Consider the following 16,167-nt stretch of genomic DNA (forward strand, 5'->3'; position numbering starts at 1 on the left):
GGGCATGCATCCTCAAGGCGAAAGTAGGTAGCCGCTGCGATAGGCTTCGGTGCCCGCAATGTGGGCGATCACCATGCCGGCAGTGGCCATGCGCCGTAGCGAACGGGCGTACATCAACCCGGCGACGGTGCAATGAACGGGGGTGACGCGGTCAAAGATCGGGTCGATGATTTCAGCAATCAGTTGCCCGGCTTCGAGGTATTCCCCTGGTAGCGCGGTGAACACCAGCAGCCCGCCGACCGGTGTCGCTACCGGTTCAACACCGGCAAGCGGCGTAGCCGGGTAGGGCAGTTCAGGCAGCGACGCGGGTTCGCCGGCAATGGCGCCGAAGTGAATCAGGTAATTGATCAGCGCCTGGCAATCGAGGCTGGCCAGCGGGTGATTGACGTCACCCTGACCGCGCAATTCGACGGTGACCGAAAAACTGCCCAGTGGAATATTAAAGTGTTCGCCGAAGCGTTCCTTCAACTGCCACCAGAGCAGGGTGAAGCATTCATCGAACGACTGACCGCCGGAGTCGGTAGCCAGCAGGCTGGCTTCGGCACCGATGTACCGCGCCAACGGCTCGACCTGCGGCCAGGCCTCGGGCGTGGTGTAAAGGTGGGCGACCGCTTCGAAATCGCAATGCAGGTCCAGCACCATGTCGGCATCGCAGGCCAGCCGTTGCAGAGCCAGGCGCTGGGATTGCAGTTGCGTGCTGGCCGTCTGTTGGGCGAGGGCATTGCGCAGGCTGCTGCGAATCAGTTCGAGGTTGTGCTGCGGATCGTCGCCGAGCAGGCCTTCGATCTCGTTGCCAACGGCTTCGCTCAGATCGACGAACCAGCGATTGAAGTTCTGCCCGCTTTCGAGGTCGTAACGGCCCAGCGGCACATCCATCAGCACTTGTTCGAGGCCGACCGGGTTGGCCACCGGCACCAGCACGATTTCGCTGCGCAGGCGGCCGGCGGCTTCGAGTTCCGCCAGACGTTGCTTGAGGTGCCAGGCAACCAGCATGCCGGGCATTTCGTCGGCATGCAGGGATGACTGGATGTAAATCTTGCCTTTGGCCGATGATGGGCCGAAGTGAAAGCTGTGAATCTGTCGAGCGGTCCCCGGCAGCGGGGCCAGGAGGTCATGAATCTGGTGGCGCATGTCTCTTTATCCCTAAAGCGGGTCCTAGTGGGTCGGCCCGAGGAAGGCCAGCCATCGGCGTTCGGCGAGGCGGAACAGGCCGACCAGCGCAAAGGTTACGGTCAGGTAGATCAGCGCAGCAATGCCGAACGACTGGAAAGTCAGGAAGGTCGCCGAGTTGGCGTCCCGCGCGACTTTCAGGATATCCGGGATGGTCGCGGTGAATGCCACGGTGGTCGAGTGCAGCATCAAAATCACTTCGTTGCTGTAATAAGGCAACGAGCGACGCAGGGCCGAAGGCATGATCACGTAGGCATAAAGCTTCCAGCCTGTCAGACCGTAAGCCTTGGCCGCTTCGACTTCACCATGCGCCATGCTGCGAATCGCCCCGGCGAAAATCTCCGTGGTGTAGGCACAGGTGTTCAGGGCGAAGGCCAGGATCGTGCAGTTCATCGCATCGCGAAAGAATGCATCCAGTACGGGTTGGGCGCGCACGGCGGCCAGGCTGTAGATGCCGGTGTAGCAAATCAGCAGCTGGATATACAGCGGCGTACCGCGGAACAGGTAGGTGTAGAACTGCACCGGCCAGCGGACGTAGAAGTGCGGTGAAACCCGGGCAATGGACAGCGGAATCGACACCAGGAAACCGATGAAGATCGACGCACTGAGCAGCCACAGGGTCATGGCCAGGCCTGTGATGTTGTTGCCGTCGCTATAAAGGAAGGGTTTCCAGTATTCCTGCAGAAGTTCGATCATCGTACGGCCTCCCGGGAACCGGCGGCGTAACGGCGTTCAAGCCAGCGCAGGATGACGTTGGAAGCACTGGTGATCAGCAGGTAAATCACCGCCGCCAGCACCAGGAAGTAGAACAGCTGGTAAGTGCTTTTGCCGGCATCCTGCGCCGCCTTGACCAGGTCGGCGAGGCCGATGATCGAGACCAGTGCGGTGGCCTTGAGCATCACCATCCAGTTGTTACCGATACCCGGCAGGGCAAAACGCATCATTTGCGGGAACACCACGATCCAGAAACGCTGGCCACGCTTGAGGCCATACGCGGTAGCGGCTTCGACCTGGCCCCGTGGGACCGAGAGAATCGCGCCACGGAAGGTTTCGGTGAAGTACGCGCCATAAATAAAGCCCAGGGTGATGACCCCGGCGCTGAACGGGTTGATCTCGATGTATTCCCATTCCATGAAGTCGGTAAACGACGTCAGCCAGGTTTGCAGGCTGTAGAAGATCAACAGCATCAGCACCAGGTCCGGCACACCGCGAATCAGCGTGGTGTAGACCTGCGCCGGTACGCGCACCAGTTTGACTTTTGACAGTTTTGCACTGGCGCCGAGCAGGCCGAGCAACACGGCCACCAGCAGCGACAACGCCGATAATTTGATGGTCATCCAGGTGCCTTCCATCAGCAACGGACCGAAGCCCTTGAGGCTGAAGGCGGAGAGCCCCAGGTTTTGTAAGAGGTTTTCGAACATAAATCAGCAACCTGATCGGATGAAAAAAGCGCCCATCGAGAGATGGGCGCCGGGCATTATTTGCCGCTGTACAGATTCAGATCGCCAAAGTGTTTCTTCTGAATGGTGGCGTAGGTGCCATCGTCGTGTAACGCTTTGATACCTTTATCAAGAAGTGCCTTGAGGTCTTTGTTACCTTTCGAGATACCGACAGCTGTTTTGGCTGGCAGCAATTCGTTGTCGACCGGCTTGCTGACTTCGTAATTGGCACCTTGTGGCGACTTCAAAAAGCCCAGTTCGGCCTGCAGCATGTCCTGGATGCCGGCGTCGAGACGACCGGAAGTCAGGTCGGAATACACCTGATCCTGGTTGGCGTAGGCCTGGGTTTTCACGCCCGCCTTGTCCAGAACGGCTTTGGCATAGGCTTCCTGAATGGTGCCTTGTTCGTAGCCGACGGTTTTGCCCTTGAGCGAAGCGACGTCTGCGGTTACGCCAGAACCTTTCTTGGACACGTAAGCGGTTGGGCCGGAGAACAGCTCGCTGGAGAAGTCGATGACTTTTTCGCGGGCCGGGGTGACGGTCATCGAAGAGATCACACCGTCGAATTTATTGGCCTTCAAGCCCGGAATCATGCCGTCGAAATCGCTTTCGACCCATTTGCACTTGACCTTCAGTTCGGCGCAGATCGCGTTACCCAGATCGATGTCGAAGCCTACCAGGCTACCGTCAGCCGCTTTTGACTCAAACGGAGCGTAGGAAGGATCAACGCCAAAACGCAATTCCTTGTATTCCTTGGCCAGCGCGGAACCGGCTGCCATGCACAACGCCAGTGCAGAAAGGGTCAGCAATGCTTTTTTCATTATTCAATCCCTAAAAACCAATATGAGCGCTTGTGGCGCAGAATTATTGTTACTGGAAAGCGTAAGACCCTATGAAAGTAGCAATTTCCGAACCAGAGTCCCGAACAAGTGTTTTAAAAGGTGATTCAAGAAATGGCAAGGAGGGATTTGTGCACGAAAACGGGCGGCGGAAAACAGCCGCACCGATAAGGGGCGTAACTGATCGTTCCCACGCTCTGCGTGGGAATGCCTCCATGGACGCTCTGCGTCCAATCTGGGACGCGGAGCGTCCCGGGCTGCGTTACCACGCGGAGCGTGGGAACGATCAGAAGCTCGCTCCCACAAGGGATCGGATCAGCCGAGTAAATCCTGCAACGTTCCCAGATTGTCCGCTTCCTCAACCGACTTATCCTGCCGCCAGCGCAGCATCCTCGGAAACCGCACCGCAATCCCGCTCTTGTGTCGCCTGGACAGGGCGATGCCCTCAAATCCCAGTTCAAACACCAGGCTCGGCGTCACGCTGCTCACCGGCCCGAATTTCTCTACGGTGGTCTTGCGCACGATAATGTCGACCTGGCGCATTTCTTCGTCGGTCAGCCCTGAATAGGCTTTGGCGAACGGCACCAGTGCGCGTTCGCTCGCGTCAGACGGCCCGTCCCACACGGCGAAGGTGTAATCGCTGTAGAGACTGGCGCGGCGACCCTGGCCGCGTTGCGCATAAATCAGCACCGCGTCGACACTGAACGGGTCGACTTTCCATTTCCACCAGACGCCCATGTCCTTGGTCCGCCCGACGCCATACAACGCCTCCCGGGCCTTGAGCATCATGCCTTCGACACCGAGCTTGCGGGAGGCTTGCCGTTGTCGGGCGAGGTCGAGCCAGTCTTCGCCGGTGATCAGAGGTGAAAGGAGTAACACCGGGTTGTTGCTCCTGGCGACGACGTACTCCAGTTGAGTGCGACGCCGGGATTGAGGCTGGTTGCGCCAGTCTTCACCCTGCCACTCCAGCAGGTCGTAGGCGAGGACCACCACCGGCACTTCTTCGAGGATTTTTTTATCCAGGGTTTTACGGCCGATCCGCTGTTGCAGCAGCGCAAAAGGTTTTACCGCAGGTGAAGCCGGGAAATGAGGGTTGAAGGCGTCCTCGGTGGTGGGGCGTTCGGTTTTCCAGGCGACGATTTCACCGTCGATCACCGTGCCATCGGGCAAGCAGTGAACCAGACTCTCGAGTTCGGGGAAGCGCTCAGTGACCAGCTCTTCACCTCGCGACCAGATCCACAGTCGCCCGTCGCGTTTGACCACCTGGGCGCGAATGCCATCCCACTTCCATTCCACTTGCCAATCGCTGGCCGAGCCGAGCAGGGCTTCGAATTGTTCAACGGGTTGTGATAGCGCGTGAGCGAGGAAAAACGGGTACGGCTGACCGCCGCGTTGGGCATGTTCGTCAGACGATTCGGCGGCGATCAACTTCAAATAACCCGGCGCGCTCGGGCGGTTGGACAGGTCGGTGTAACCCACCAGTCGCTGGGCGACGCGTTTGCTGTCCAGCCCGGCCATGGCCGCCAAGGCGCGGGTGACCAGCAACTTGGAGACGCCAACACGGAAGCTGCCGGTGATCAATTTGATGCAGAGCATCAGGCTCTGGCGGTCCAGTTGCGACCACAGGGCAGGCAGTCGCTCGGCGAGGACTTGCGGGGTTTCACCGCGCAGCGGCAGCAGTTTGTCTTCAATCCAGGCCGCCAATCCATCGTTGGAGCTGTGAAGCACTTCGGGTAGCACCAGCGAAATGGTTTCCGCCAGATCGCCTACCGCCTGATAACTCTCTTCGAACAGCCACGGCGCGAGGCCGGAGATCTCCACCGCCAACTCTCGCAGGATGCGCACCGGCACCAGTTGCCGAGGTCGCCCGCCGGATAAAAAGTAAACAGCCCATGCGGCATCTTCTGGCGCGGCCTCGGCGAAGTAGTGTTGCATCGCCGCCAGTTTGGCGTTGCTCGACGTCGTGGCATCGAGTTCGGCATACAGCTCGGCGAACGCCTTCATGGCAGCACCTCGGCGCTCTCGGGTTCGATCACTGCGTTTTCTTCCTCATCGTCGCCGTACTCGGTACTGAAACTCATGGCATCGAGACCCTGTTCGCGCAGATGACGCACCAGTACCCCGACCGAACCGTGGGTGACCATCACTCGCTCAGCACCGGTCTGTTCGATGGCCCAAAGCAGGCCCGGCCAGTCGGCGTGGTCAGACAGTACAAAGCCACGATCCACGCCACGTCGCCGCCGTGTACCACGCAAACGCATCCAGCCGCTGGCGAAACCATCGCTGTAGTCACCGAAGCGACGCATCCAGCTGCTGCCGCCAGCCGAAGGCGGGGCCAGGACCAACGCCTTGTGCATCATGGGGTCGCTCTTTTTTACCTCGCCGGCATAGATCGTTGGCGGTAAATAAATACCACCTTCGCGGTAAACCTGATTGAGCGGTTCCACGGCGCCATGCACCAGAATGGGGCCGAGGCTGGCATCGATACCGTGGAGAATTCGCTGCGCCTTGCCGAAGGCATAGCAGAACAACACGCTGGTTTTGTCGGCGGCGGCGTTGGCTTGCCACCACTGATTGATCTCGGCAAAGACGTGCGCCTGGGGTTGCCAGCGATAAATCGGCAGACCGAAGGTCGATTCAGTGATGAAGGTATTGCAGCGCACGGGTTCAAAGGGCGCGCAGGTGCCGTCGGGTTCGATCTTGTAGTCACCCGACGCGACCCAGACTTCGCCGCCATATTCCAGACGCACCTGTGCCGAGCCGAGGACGTGGCCGGCGGGGTGAAAACTCAGGGTGACGCCCTGGTGGGTCAGGGGTCGACCGTAGGGCAGGGTTTGCAGGTTGATGTCCTGGCCCAATCGCGCACGCAAAATCCCTTCGCCGGGAGCGGCCGCCAGATAACGCTGATTGCCGGTGCGGGCATGGTCGCCGTGAGCGTGGGTGATGACTGAGCGTTCGACCGGCCGCCACGGGTCGATGTAGAAATCCCCGACCGGGCAATACAAACCTTCAGGACGCGCGATAACAAGATCCATGTTGTTACCAAAAATGGAGGGACTTGTTAGCTATGAGGTTTGCGCGTAGCCAGAAGTTCTATTGTTTTTTTCGGGGATAAGATCGTTCCCACGCTCCGCGTGGGAATGCAGCCCGTGACGCTCCGCGTCCCTAGAGGCATTCCCACGCAGAGCGTGGGAACGATCAATCGTGGAGGCGGGGTTACTTGCCCGGTGTCAGCGTCAACCGCGTCTTCCCATACACCTTGTCAAAGTTCTGCGGCTGCATCGGCAGACTCATGTATTGCCCCTTCAGCCACGGATCAATGCTGTCGAGGTAGTTCGGACTCGCCGGATTACCGGATTGCCCCGTACCGTTCTGCCCCATCAGCGGTTCCGCCTGGCCGAAGTCGACGATAAAGCGCATGGCTGGCGCCAGGGTGGTGTTGAAGTCCTGGCCCCAGGCGAATGCTGCAGTATTCAGCGTGGTGTGGTCGCCACCGGCCGCCAGTGGACCGCGCACTGTCTGGCCACTGGTGTTTTTCCACTCGTAGCGGTGCAGTTTGCCCCATTGCCAGGCTTTGTGATCGCCGCCCAACTGACTGTCGCCCGCGCTGATCGCCGCTGCCAGGCTGCGGGCTAGGATCGCCGGTTTATCTTCTTTTTGCGGTGTGCGAGCGTCATCCCAGAACGGACTGTCCTCACGACCCAGCAGGTGATCGGCCTGGGCCGCGTAGGACAACTTGCCGTTGGCGATAAAGGCTTTCCACGCCGGGCTGCTTTCCGGGCCCAGTTCGTCGAGGAAGATTTGCTGGGTGCTTTGCTGCAGGAACAACTCGTAAATCGCTGCATCAGCGGAGGTCGGGCTGAGTTTTCCGTCGAAGGCCATCAGGCGGGTATACGCCTCGCGAGCCTTGCCGCGATCCGCCACAGGTAACGCTTCGATGGCCTGTTTGAGCGGTTGGGCCATGCCCGGTGCGTCAAACATCTTCTTCAGCTTGGCAGCGAAAGTGGTGGTCTGGTCGTATTGCATGGCGATCAGACTGCGCGTGTCGTGTTTGCCCACACCCGCCAGTTCGGCCAGGCGTTCGCCACGCTCCGGCGCCGCCCAGGAGTTGGACAACTGCATGCCATAGCCATGGGGAATGACTCGCTGGTTGGCGGTGCCGAGCCAGCCTTGGGCCGGATCCTGGTCATAGGGATGGAGCATCGGGTCGGCGTAACCATCCCAGTCGTAACGACCTTCCCAACCTGGCGACGGCAGCAGGCCTTCGCCTTCGCGTCGGTTCGGGAAGCGACCGGTGACTTGCCAGCCAATGTTGCTGGCGTCGGCAAATACCAGGTTCAGCGCGATGGCGCGGATTTCGCGGCTGGCATCCGAGGCTTTCTCGACGGTCTGGGCGCGGGACAGGTCGAAAAACGCGTCCAGGGACTTGTCATCGGTGAAGTTCGGCGTCTGCAAGGCCAGGCCAAAACCATTAGCCAGCGTCGTGCCTTGGGCACTGTTGAGCAGCGGGCCATGGCGGGTTTCGTACACCACTTCGCGAATCGGCCGCTGGCCTTTGACGAAGTAGGTTTCGTTGCGCACGATCGCTGGCTGCCATTTGCCGCCGACCTCGTAGGAAAGACCATTGCCCTGGCGTTTGATTTTTTCCAGGAACAGGTCCTGGTTGTCGCCCATGACCGTGGTCATGCTCCAGGCCACTTTGCCGTTGAAACCGCCAAGCACCATCGGCAAACCGGCAATCGTCACACCAGAAGCCTGGTACTTCGGCGCGCGAATCTGCACGTAACTGAACAACGACGGCACGCCCAGTGGCCCATGGCTGTCGCTGGCCAGCAGGCTTTTGCCGCTGCGGCTGCGTTGCGGGCCGATCGCCCAGTTGTTCGACGAGGTGGCGCCCAGCAGATTCAGATCGGACAGTTGGCTCGTGGCTTTGCTGATCTCGGCCAGGCCCGGGATTTGCCCGTTGAGCTTGATGCCCTGAAGTTTTTCAGCTTCGGCCAGCGGCAGCTTTTCATCGGGGGCAGACGGCGTCAGCCACGGGAGTTTGTCGGTGCTGACGGTCTGGGCCAGCATCAGCGAGGAGATTTCTTCCGGCAGGTTGGCCGACTGGCTGAAGTTCAGCAGGCAGAAAATCAGCGCCGAGTCTTCCGGCTTCCAGTATTCAGGCTTGTAGCCGGTGGCCGCGAGGTCCGCTGGCAGTTTGTCGCGATAGCGGAACAGGTAGGCGTTGACGCCGCGGGCATAGACTTCGAAGAAGCGTTTGAGGCGCGGCGAAGACGCCTTGTACAGCTCGCCGGCGCTTTTCTTCAGATTGACGGCGCGCATGTAGCGGTCAGCGTCGAGCAGGTCCGAGCCAGACATCTCCGACAAACGGCCCTGAGCCAATAGGCGCAGGGTGACCATTTGCGTGATGCGGTCGGTGGCGTGGACGTAACCCAGGGTGAACAGCGCGTCGTGGAAGGTGTTGCTTTCGATCAACGGCATGCCCATGGCATTGCGGCGTACCGAAACGTTCTGCGCCAGGCCCTTGAGCGGCTGCACGCCGGTGGTCGGCGGGAGGGTGTCCTGGGTGTTCCAGGTCTGACAACCGGTCAGGCTCAAAACACCGGCCACTGCTGCGGCAACGCCGAACCGGGGAAGAAAATGTGTAAGGGCTGGCGAGGCCATGGCAAAGCTCCTGCGGGGGTAGTGGTGCCCGGCCTCGAAAGTCGCTGTTCACTTTTGACGGCGTCTAATGTCGCCAGACGGCGTTGCCGCTCCTCGCCATAGCGGGCTATGACTCGTCGCGGCGCCTTGTCTGACAACATTAGCCACTCGTCAAAAGATGAACGGACTTCCGAGGCCGGGCACATTAAAGGCGCTACGTTAGTGAGCAGGAGGTGGCCGCGCAAGCGGCGGCGGCGTTATTTCTTCACTGTGATCGTTCCCACGCTCTGCGTGGGAATGCCTCAACGGACGCTCCGTGTTCGGCTCTGGAAGTGACGCGGAGCGTCACGGGCTGCATTCCCACGCAGAGCGTGGGAACGATCGGGAGAATGGGTCAGGATTTAGGCGGGTTGATCTTGGCCACCAGGGCATACGCCTTCACCGTCGCCGGACGGCTCTGGATGCGGTTGAACCAGCGCAACACATTGGGGAAGTCCTCCAGGTTCTGGCTCTGCCACTTGTGGGAAACGATCCACGGGTAGATCGCCATGTCGGCAATGCTGTATTCGCTGCCGGCGACGAAGTCTTTATCGGCCAGCTGCTTGTCGAGTACGCCATAGAGGCGGGCGGTCTCGTCGATGTAGCGCTTGATTGCGTAGGGGATTTTCTCCGGCGCGAACTGGCTGAAGTGATGATTCTGCCCGGCCATCGGCCCCAGGCCGCCCATCTGCCAGAACAACCATTGCAGCGCTTGTTGGCGACCGCGCAGGTCTTTGGGCAGGAATTTGCCGGTTTTCTCTGCCAGGTACAACAGAATCGCCCCGGACTCGAACAGTGCCAATGGCTCACCGCCATCGGCCGGTTCGGGATCAACGATGGCCGGAATTTTATTGTTCGGGGAAATTTTCAGAAAATCGGGTTTGAACTGGTCGTTCTGGCTGATGTTGATCGGGTGCACGTTGTAGGGCAGGCCGGCTTCTTCCAGGAATATCGAGATTTTGTGGCCGTTGGGGGTGGTCCAGTAATACAGGTCGATCATGGAGTACTCCAAATCAAGAGATGTCGTTACTTGCGGACAGCAAACGCCGGCATCAGGTCGTCCTGTTTGCGTTCGATAGCTTGCCTGTAGGAACAGGTGATGCTGAAGTGCAGGAAATTCAATGACCCCGCATGAGAAAAACCGGCATGGAGCTCAAAGCAAGCGCGGCGCTGATCATCATCGATCAACAAAAAGGCATCCTGCATCCCAAACTGGGTCGCCGAAATAATCCTCAGGCCGAGCAGAGAATCCTCGATTTGCTAGGGGATTGGCGTCGAACGGGGCGACCGGTCATTCATGTGCAGCACTTGTCTCGTTCACCTGACTCGGTTTTCTGGCCGCAGCAATCGGGGGTGGAATTTCAGGAGCGGTTTCAGCCACAGACCGGTGAGCAGCTTATTCAAAAGCAGGTGCCGGATGCGTTTTGCTCGACCGGGTTGGAGGCGAGTTTGCGCGAGGCAGGGATTGATCAACTGGTGATTGTTGGCGTAGCGACTAACAACTCGGTGGAATCCACGGCACGAACGGCCGGTAATCTGGGGTTTGATACGTGGGTCGTGGAGGATGCGTGTTTTACCTTCGACAAGGCTGACTACTTTGGTAAAGCCCATTCAGCCGAGGAAGTGCACGCAATGTCATTGGGGAATTTGCATGGCGAATACGCGACGGTCGTGAGCACCGTGCAGATCCTGAAGTGAAGGGTGACTAACCGTCCGTCTTCGCGAGCAGGCTCGCTCCCACAGGGACTCACCGGGCCAATGTGGGAGCGACGGTGCGACGATTCGACCTGCTCGCGAAGACGATTCAACAGGCGAAGAAGTTCTTCGCCCGAAGCATCAAGCGCCGTGGCACTTCTTGAATTTCTTGCCGTTGCCGCATGGGCAAGGGTCGTTGCGGCCGACGTCTTTCAGGGCGTTGCGCACCGGTTCCTGGTGGGCGTGGCCGCAGTTTGGGCCGTGGACATGGCCATGGTCGTGATCATGGTGGTCGTGATGGTCATGATCGTGGTTGCAGTCAGGACCATGGACGTGGGGTTGCTGGGTCATCGGTTTTGCTCCGGAATTAAATCGGCGGGGATTATCACGCCATTGCGCGCCAGGTGCACGTAGTGCGCGATGAATAAACCGGTTTCCAGTTCACCTTCCAGACGATAGGGAATGGGCTGCCTGGGGTTTTTCAGCAGTTTCACCAGATCCCGCACCTTGGGCCACAGGTTGGTGCGGATCGGTACTTTAAAGTAGGCACTGCGTTTGGGACCGACCGTAAACCAATGTTCGTGCTCGCCTTCGGTCAGCAACATGTCGCCCAAGTGAATGCGGTACTCGATGCCCCGCACCGTCAGGTCACTGTCGTTGGGGTTGTCGACGCGAAAGTGCAGCAGGAATCGCTGCTGCATCAGTTTGGCCTGGACCACTTCGACCTTGACCAGATGCACCTGCGGTTCCGGTTCATCATCGCCGAACCAGGACACACAACCGCCGAGCCCCAGAAACAGGAACAGGGTGAGGGCGTGTAAGACGCGTCGCTGACTGAGCATGGACTGACTCCCTTTGATGCCCAGTCTAGCCTCTTGCGATTACCTCAACTGCTGAAATAACCCGCACAACACTTCTTGAACTTCTGCCCGCTGGCGCAAGGGCACGCATCGTTGCGTCCGGCCTTGAGTTGTACGGTGGGGTCGATGAAGTACCAGTGACCGGCGTTCTGCACGAACGACGAGCGTTCGCGGTGGCTGTGTTCTCCGCTGCCGTCGTGCCAGCGCGCGGTGAAAGTCACGAAGGCATGTTCCGGCTGGCCGCCCAAGACCTCGGAGCTTTCCACTTCAAGGCCCAGCCAGGTGCTTTGGGCGCTCCAGTCGCTGATGGACTGCCGATCCAGGCCTGCCTGTTGTGCGGGCAGGGTGGTCGCCACCAGATAATCGATCAGCCCCAGTACATAGGCGCTGTAGCGCGAACGCATCAAGGCTTCGGCACACGGCGCCGGATGACCGGCATGGTAATGACCGCAGCAGGCATCAAGCGGCGTGCCGCTACCACAGGGGCAAATGGATGTACTCATTGCGTTACCACCAATATTTCCCGAAGTTTTCCGGATTGGCCCAGAACCGTGAGTTGAGCCAGTCGGGGACTTGTTTGTAGTCAAGCAGATCATAGGTGAACAGGGTCAGCACTTGATCGTCGCGCTGGAAGCGTTCGCTGGCTTGCAGGGCCAGGGAGAAAAAATCGGTTTCCTGCCAGCCGCTGGCCGGCAAGTCCGCCAGCACCGCGATGCGACTGGCGTTGAGGTTACGGATCCCGCCCAGCAGGTTCAGGCCATCGCGTTTGGGCAGGTGTTCGAGGCAATCGACCACCAGCGCCAGGTCAAACCGGCGCGCCGCCAATTCGGCCGGCAACACCCCGGGGGCCGCGTGGGCTACACAAGTGTCCGGGTGCGCCAGCTTGAAGGCCTCAAGCGCGGGGAACTCGCTGGCGCCAATCAGCAACAGGCGCGCGGGGGCGTAACGATCAAGCAAAGCGGCCAACGCCTGCTGGGGCGTGCGCGAAGAAATACCTGCAATCATCGAAGATCCTCAATCAGAGCTGCCAAGACTAGCCTGCTCAAAGGGCCGGGCCTAGAGGTGGTTTGTCGCAAAAGCGTCGATCTACCGTGAACACGGGACAAAACTGCAATGGCCTATTGCTGGCGGAGATTAAAACTCGGGTCTTTACTACCTGAATCGGTTCTAAGCCGATCCCTCAGGAGAAAACTAGATGAGCATAGTTCGCACAGCATTACCCTTGGTTCTGCTAACCGGTGTGTTGACTGGTTGCGCAGGTTTGCAGAAAACCGACTGGCCGACCTGTGCGGCGGTCGGTGGTGTCGTGGGTGCAGGTCTCGGCGCGACCGAGAGCTCGGCATGGGCGGGGTATGGCGCGCTGCTCGTCGGCGGCACGGCTGCGGCTTATTGCTGGGTTCACGGTGATGGCGACGAAGACGGTGATGGCGTGCCGGATAGCCGCGACAAGTGCCCGGGAACACCTAGAGGCGTGCGTGTCGATGCCGACGGTTGCCCTCCACCGGTACCTGCGCCAGTGGTCGAAGAAGCGGCCGTGGTTAAAGAAGAAGTCATCGTCATTCGCGATGTCCACTTCCAGTTCGACAAGGCCACACTTACCCCGGCCGACAAATTGGTACTCGATAAAATTGCCACTCGCCTGAAAGGGGAAGCGCCTAACGCCCAACTGACTGTAACCGGTCACACCGACAGCGTTGGCAGCGATACCTATAACCAGAAACTGTCGGATCGTCGTGCTCATTCGGTGGTTGAATACCTGATTTCCCAAGGTGTACCCCGCAGCGAATTCGTGTCTGTTACCGGTGCCGGTGAAAGCCAGCCGGTTGCCGATAACAAAACCGCTGACGGCCGGTCGATGAACCGTCGCACGGAAATCAAAATCAACCGCTAAACCCCTCGTACTCCGCGGCTTGTGCAGTCGCGGATGCGGGTCTTTACTCCTGTGTGACCGGCATTGGCCGGTAACACAGGAGCTTTCACCATGAGCGTTCTCACACGGACCGTCTTGCCGGTCGTGCTGCTTGGCAGCCTGTTGACCGGTTGCGCTACTCACAGCGATGGCACCGCCCCCTCAATCAACGAACCTGGCCAATCTGCAGCGTGATCGGCGGCCTGGTCGGTGGAGGTCTGGGCGCTCTCGAAAGTGGCGGTTGGGCGGCCGGCGGAGCGGCGCTTGGTGTATTGACCGGTGGCTTGATCTGTTACGCCCAGGATGGCGACGAAGACAACGATGGTGTCTTCGATCGACGTGATCGCTGCCCTGATACGCCGGCCAATACCCCCGTCGAACATCATGGTTGCCCATTGCCGCAGTACCCGGCCAGTGTGAAACCTGAACCTGCTCAATCGGAGGTCATCACCCTGAGCGACGCGGGCGACGTGCTGTTTGCCTTCAACCAATCCGAACTGACCCCTGCCGCGCAGAGCAAGCTGGATTCGCTGATGCCCAAACTGCAAAGCGCCGATGTGGTGAGCATCAAGGTGATCGGACATACCGACAGCGTCGGCTCGGACACCTATAACCAGGCACTCTCGGAACGTCGCGCCAGTAGCGTGGCGGCCTACCTGTTGAGTCAGGGAGTGGCGCCGAACAAGCTCACCAGCGAGGGCAAGGGCCAAAGCCAGCCGGTGGCCGATAACGAAACGGAAGAAGGACGGGCGAAAAACCGTCGGGTGGAGTTGCACATCAATCGCTGAGCCCCGTGATAGAGCCGTCGGACCACAATTGCAGCCGGTCCGGCGGCCATTCGGCGGCCTTCATGAAGAATTTTCAGTTGCCCTCTGGCTTATCCCGCGTGTAAGCCGGTACTGTGCGCGCAAAGAATAATTCTCAACGGGGGAGCGTATGAACGTGTTTTGGGGGCTGGGGAAGCTGTTGACCCTGCTGTTCTGGCTGGTGGTGCTGGTCAATCAGCTCATGCCGTTTGTCAATCCTCTGCATCTGCTGGTCGATCTGGCCGGCGGCCTGCTGGCCTGCCTTCATCTTCTTGAGGCGGTGTTCTGTTTCCGCAGCCTCAGAGGTCGCACCCACCCTTGGCTTGATCGCCTGAAGATCCTCTTTTTCGGCGTTTTCCACCTGCAAACCATCCCGGCTCCGACCGCGCCTAAGGCTTCCCATGCGTAAACTCTGTCTGCTCGCTGCACTCATCAGCCCGTTGGCCTGCGCCCAAGTGGTGAGCGTCGAAACCAACTCGCTGATGCGTTTGCCCAACACCGCCAGCACCTTGCAGCTGGAACGCCTGGAAGTAGCCGACTACGGCACGTTGTTGATTCCCTCGAATGTGACCGAGGTATCCGTCGGTGAATTGCGTCTGGGTCGTGAAGCGCGGATTGCCATCGTACCCGGCGAACAGCCGCTTGAGCTGAAGGTCAGTCGTGCGCAGTTGTCCGAAGGCAGCCAGATCACGGCTCGCGGCGCGCCGGGAACTTACCTCAAGGCAGCCCGCTCCGGGCGTAACCTGAACTTGCAGATCAAGGCACTGAGTGCGCCGCAATTGTTGGTGGACGCTCGCGGCGGTGCGGGCGCACCGGGTTTTGTCGGTCTCGATGGGGCCAACGGTCAGGCACCGGGTTGTACCTGGGGCCAGGCCGGTCGTGGTGCCGATGGCAGTGATGGCAGCGACGGCCAGCCGGGCGCGCCGGGTGCATTGGTTCGTCTGGAAGTGCCGCGTGATTTCCCGGCGCAACTGATCAAGGTTCAGGTGGCTGGCGGTGACGGTGGTGTGGCCGGGCCTGGCGGTAAACCGGGCGCGGGTGGCAAGGCCAAGGGCTGTTTGGTTTACAAGGCCGATGGCGGCAAGAGCGGCCGCCCTGGCGCTGACGGTCAGCCGGGGCCTGCCGGTGCGGCGGGTTCGGTGACCGTGCAGCGGTTGTAACCCCTGACCGATCGTTGATCGTTCCCACGCAGTGGGAACGATCATGAGGCCCTAGAACATCGGTCGTGCCGCAGCAATCGCCACCAGCACCAACCCGACAATCAGATTAATCCCCACCAACTTGCGAATTTTCCCAAGCGTCGTAGCCCCGGTCGGCCAGTCCTGCGCCGCCACTGCCGTGCGCAACTCTGGCAACAACAACGCCTGAATCCGGATAAACAGCGCCGTCATCACCACGTACAACCCCATCATCACCTGCACATACCGCGGCGCCGCTTCAAAACCGCTGTACTGCAAATGAATCATGCCCACGCCGCTGACCGGCAACAGCACCACCGCGATCCAGACCCACCGGAAAAAACCTTGAAACACTTCTACCCACAGCTTCAAGCGGGCAGGGCCTTCCAAAGCCTTCATTGCCGCGGGCCGCAAGACCATCCACGCGAAAAACATGCCGCCGACCCAGACCAGGGCTGACAGGACATGCAGGGTGTAAAGGATGCCAAAAGGTGTCATTGGGGTACTCCGTTCTGCGCGGGATTAATTAGCGGGGTATGATAGCGGCCGATCCGAACCACTGAAAATTTATCCAGCGTTTTTTGCG

Annotated in this window: 17 protein-coding genes and 1 pseudogene; 5 read left to right on the forward strand and 13 right to left on the reverse strand. The window is 59.8% G+C overall.

Annotation, left to right across the window (positions count from 1 at the left end; translation table 11 throughout):
- Nucleotides 1-12 precede the first annotated feature (12 nt).
- From JFU47_RS23645 to JFU47_RS23680, 8 genes are all read right to left on the reverse strand, one after another.
- Complete coding sequence (locus JFU47_RS23645; protein ID WP_201185978.1) at nucleotides 13-1,131, reverse strand: succinylglutamate desuccinylase/aspartoacylase family protein; 1,119 nt, start codon at nucleotides 1,129-1,131, stop codon at nucleotides 13-15.
- Between the two features lie 24 nt (nucleotides 1,132-1,155).
- A complete protein-coding gene (locus tag JFU47_RS23650) occupies nucleotides 1,156-1,866 on the reverse strand; it encodes an ABC transporter permease (protein ID WP_140892483.1) in 711 nt (236 codons plus the stop codon).
- Nucleotides 1,863-2,591, reverse strand: coding sequence for an ABC transporter permease (locus JFU47_RS23655; protein WP_140677583.1), 729 nt, complete (start codon nucleotides 2,589-2,591; stop codon nucleotides 1,863-1,865). The genes JFU47_RS23650 and JFU47_RS23655 overlap by 4 nt, the downstream gene beginning before the upstream one ends.
- 56 nt (nucleotides 2,592-2,647) lie before the next feature.
- Entirely contained in the window at nucleotides 2,648-3,430 is a 783-nt protein-coding gene (locus JFU47_RS23660; RefSeq protein WP_140677582.1) for a transporter substrate-binding domain-containing protein, read from the reverse strand.
- A gap of 333 nt (nucleotides 3,431-3,763) precedes the next feature.
- Nucleotides 3,764-5,452 (reverse strand): ATP-dependent DNA ligase, encoded by a 1,689-nt coding sequence (locus tag JFU47_RS23665; RefSeq protein WP_201185986.1) that lies wholly within the window; start codon nucleotides 5,450-5,452, stop codon nucleotides 3,764-3,766.
- Nucleotides 5,449-6,483 (reverse strand): ligase-associated DNA damage response exonuclease, encoded by a 1,035-nt coding sequence (locus tag JFU47_RS23670; RefSeq protein WP_201185988.1) that lies wholly within the window; start codon nucleotides 6,481-6,483, stop codon nucleotides 5,449-5,451. The genes JFU47_RS23665 and JFU47_RS23670 overlap by 4 nt, the downstream gene beginning before the upstream one ends.
- 181 nt (nucleotides 6,484-6,664) lie before the next feature.
- A complete protein-coding gene (locus JFU47_RS23675) occupies nucleotides 6,665-9,115 on the reverse strand; it encodes a penicillin acylase family protein (protein ID WP_201185990.1) in 2,451 nt (816 codons plus the stop codon).
- Nucleotides 9,116-9,488: 373 nt separating this feature from the next.
- On the reverse strand, nucleotides 9,489-10,133 hold the full coding sequence (locus JFU47_RS23680; protein ID WP_201185992.1) for a glutathione binding-like protein: 645 nt from the start codon (nucleotides 10,131-10,133) through the stop codon (nucleotides 9,489-9,491).
- 146 nt (nucleotides 10,134-10,279) lie between these two features.
- On the opposite strand from JFU47_RS23680, the gene JFU47_RS23685 reads away from it, so the two are divergent.
- Nucleotides 10,280-10,831: a cysteine hydrolase family protein gene (locus tag JFU47_RS23685; RefSeq protein WP_201187316.1), complete on the forward strand. Its 552-nt coding sequence runs from the start codon at nucleotides 10,280-10,282 to the stop codon at nucleotides 10,829-10,831.
- Nucleotides 10,832-10,969: 138 nt separating this feature from the next.
- Here the strand turns inward: JFU47_RS23685 and JFU47_RS23690 are convergent, their stop codons facing one another.
- The 4 genes from JFU47_RS23690 to JFU47_RS23705 are packed head-to-tail and all read right to left on the reverse strand — an operon-like array spanning nucleotide 10,970 to nucleotide 12,693.
- A complete protein-coding gene (locus JFU47_RS23690; protein ID WP_007906737.1) occupies nucleotides 10,970-11,179 on the reverse strand; it encodes an SEC-C metal-binding domain-containing protein in 210 nt (69 codons plus the stop codon).
- Nucleotides 11,176-11,670 carry an LEA type 2 family protein gene (locus tag JFU47_RS23695; protein ID WP_201186001.1) on the reverse strand — a complete coding sequence of 165 codons (495 nt, stop codon included), beginning with the start codon at nucleotides 11,668-11,670 and terminating at the stop codon, nucleotides 11,176-11,178. Before JFU47_RS23695 ends, JFU47_RS23690 begins: the two co-directional genes overlap by 4 nt.
- A gap of 44 nt (nucleotides 11,671-11,714) precedes the next feature.
- Complete coding sequence (locus JFU47_RS23700) at nucleotides 11,715-12,191, reverse strand: YchJ family protein (RefSeq protein WP_140677568.1); 477 nt, start codon at nucleotides 12,189-12,191, stop codon at nucleotides 11,715-11,717.
- Nucleotides 12,192-12,195: 4 nt separating this feature from the next.
- Entirely contained in the window at nucleotides 12,196-12,693 is a 498-nt protein-coding gene (locus tag JFU47_RS23705; RefSeq protein ID WP_140677566.1) for a DUF6231 family protein, read from the reverse strand.
- A gap of 190 nt (nucleotides 12,694-12,883) precedes the next feature.
- On the opposite strand from JFU47_RS23705, the gene JFU47_RS23710 reads away from it, so the two are divergent.
- The 4 genes and pseudogenes from JFU47_RS23710 to JFU47_RS23725 all read left to right on the forward strand — a co-directional run bounded on the left by JFU47_RS23710 (nucleotide 12,884) and on the right by JFU47_RS23725 (nucleotide 15,563).
- A complete protein-coding gene (locus tag JFU47_RS23710) occupies nucleotides 12,884-13,579 on the forward strand; it encodes an OmpA family protein (RefSeq protein ID WP_201186003.1) in 696 nt (231 codons plus the stop codon).
- 90 nt (nucleotides 13,580-13,669) lie between these two features.
- A pseudogene (locus tag JFU47_RS23715) lies at nucleotides 13,670-14,385 on the forward strand (OmpA family protein).
- 148 nt (nucleotides 14,386-14,533) lie between these two features.
- A complete protein-coding gene (locus JFU47_RS23720) occupies nucleotides 14,534-14,812 on the forward strand; it encodes a DUF1145 domain-containing protein (RefSeq protein WP_201186005.1) in 279 nt (92 codons plus the stop codon).
- Nucleotides 14,805-15,563, forward strand: a complete 759-nt coding sequence (locus JFU47_RS23725) for a collagen-like protein (protein WP_201186007.1) — start codon at nucleotides 14,805-14,807, stop codon at nucleotides 15,561-15,563. The genes JFU47_RS23720 and JFU47_RS23725 overlap by 8 nt, the downstream gene beginning before the upstream one ends.
- 51 nt (nucleotides 15,564-15,614) lie before the next feature.
- Here the strand turns inward: JFU47_RS23725 and JFU47_RS23730 are convergent, their stop codons facing one another.
- The gene (locus tag JFU47_RS23730) at nucleotides 15,615-16,079 is read right to left on the reverse strand and encodes a CopD family protein (protein WP_201186009.1); all 465 of its coding nucleotides are present in this window, start codon (nucleotides 16,077-16,079) and stop codon (nucleotides 15,615-15,617) included.
- Between the last annotated feature and the right edge of the window lie 88 nt (nucleotides 16,080-16,167).

It is taken from the genome of Pseudomonas sp. TH39(2020) (genome assembly GCF_016650715.1).
Classification (GTDB): Bacteria; Pseudomonadota; Gammaproteobacteria; order Pseudomonadales; family Pseudomonadaceae; genus Aquipseudomonas; species Aquipseudomonas mandelii_C.

Bases quoted from the DNA above. Each gene is read 5' to 3' on its own strand.
- JFU47_RS23655 (WP_140677583.1), bottom strand. From the start codon at position 2,591: ATGTTCGAAAACCTCTTACAAAACCTGGGGCTCTCCGCCTTCAGCCTC.
- JFU47_RS23685 (WP_201187316.1), top strand. From the start codon at position 10,280: ATGGAGCTCAAAGCAAGCGCGGCGCTGATCATCATCGATCAACAAAAA.
- JFU47_RS23645 (WP_201185978.1), bottom strand. From the start codon at position 1,131: ATGCGCCACCAGATTCATGACCTCCTGGCCCCGCTGCCGGGGACCGCT.
- JFU47_RS23690 (WP_007906737.1), bottom strand. From the start codon at position 11,179: ATGACCCAGCAACCCCACGTCCATGGTCCTGACTGCAACCACGATCAT.
- JFU47_RS23720 (WP_201186005.1), top strand. From the start codon at position 14,534: ATGAACGTGTTTTGGGGGCTGGGGAAGCTGTTGACCCTGCTGTTCTGG.
- JFU47_RS23730 (WP_201186009.1), bottom strand. From the start codon at position 16,079: ATGACACCTTTTGGCATCCTTTACACCCTGCATGTCCTGTCAGCCCTG.
- JFU47_RS23695 (WP_201186001.1), bottom strand. From the start codon at position 11,670: ATGCTCAGTCAGCGACGCGTCTTACACGCCCTCACCCTGTTCCTGTTT.
- JFU47_RS23710 (WP_201186003.1), top strand. From the start codon at position 12,884: ATGAGCATAGTTCGCACAGCATTACCCTTGGTTCTGCTAACCGGTGTG.
- JFU47_RS23700 (WP_140677568.1), bottom strand. From the start codon at position 12,191: ATGAGTACATCCATTTGCCCCTGTGGTAGCGGCACGCCGCTTGATGCC.
- JFU47_RS23670 (WP_201185988.1), bottom strand. From the start codon at position 6,483: ATGGATCTTGTTATCGCGCGTCCTGAAGGTTTGTATTGCCCGGTCGGG.
- JFU47_RS23675 (WP_201185990.1), bottom strand. From the start codon at position 9,115: ATGGCCTCGCCAGCCCTTACACATTTTCTTCCCCGGTTCGGCGTTGCC.
- JFU47_RS23650 (WP_140892483.1), bottom strand. From the start codon at position 1,866: ATGATCGAACTTCTGCAGGAATACTGGAAACCCTTCCTTTATAGCGAC.
- JFU47_RS23680 (WP_201185992.1), bottom strand. From the start codon at position 10,133: ATGATCGACCTGTATTACTGGACCACCCCCAACGGCCACAAAATCTCG.
- JFU47_RS23705 (WP_140677566.1), bottom strand. From the start codon at position 12,693: ATGATTGCAGGTATTTCTTCGCGCACGCCCCAGCAGGCGTTGGCCGCT.
- JFU47_RS23660 (WP_140677582.1), bottom strand. From the start codon at position 3,430: ATGAAAAAAGCATTGCTGACCCTTTCTGCACTGGCGTTGTGCATGGCA.
- JFU47_RS23665 (WP_201185986.1), bottom strand. From the start codon at position 5,452: ATGAAGGCGTTCGCCGAGCTGTATGCCGAACTCGATGCCACGACGTCG.
- JFU47_RS23725 (WP_201186007.1), top strand. From the start codon at position 14,805: ATGCGTAAACTCTGTCTGCTCGCTGCACTCATCAGCCCGTTGGCCTGC.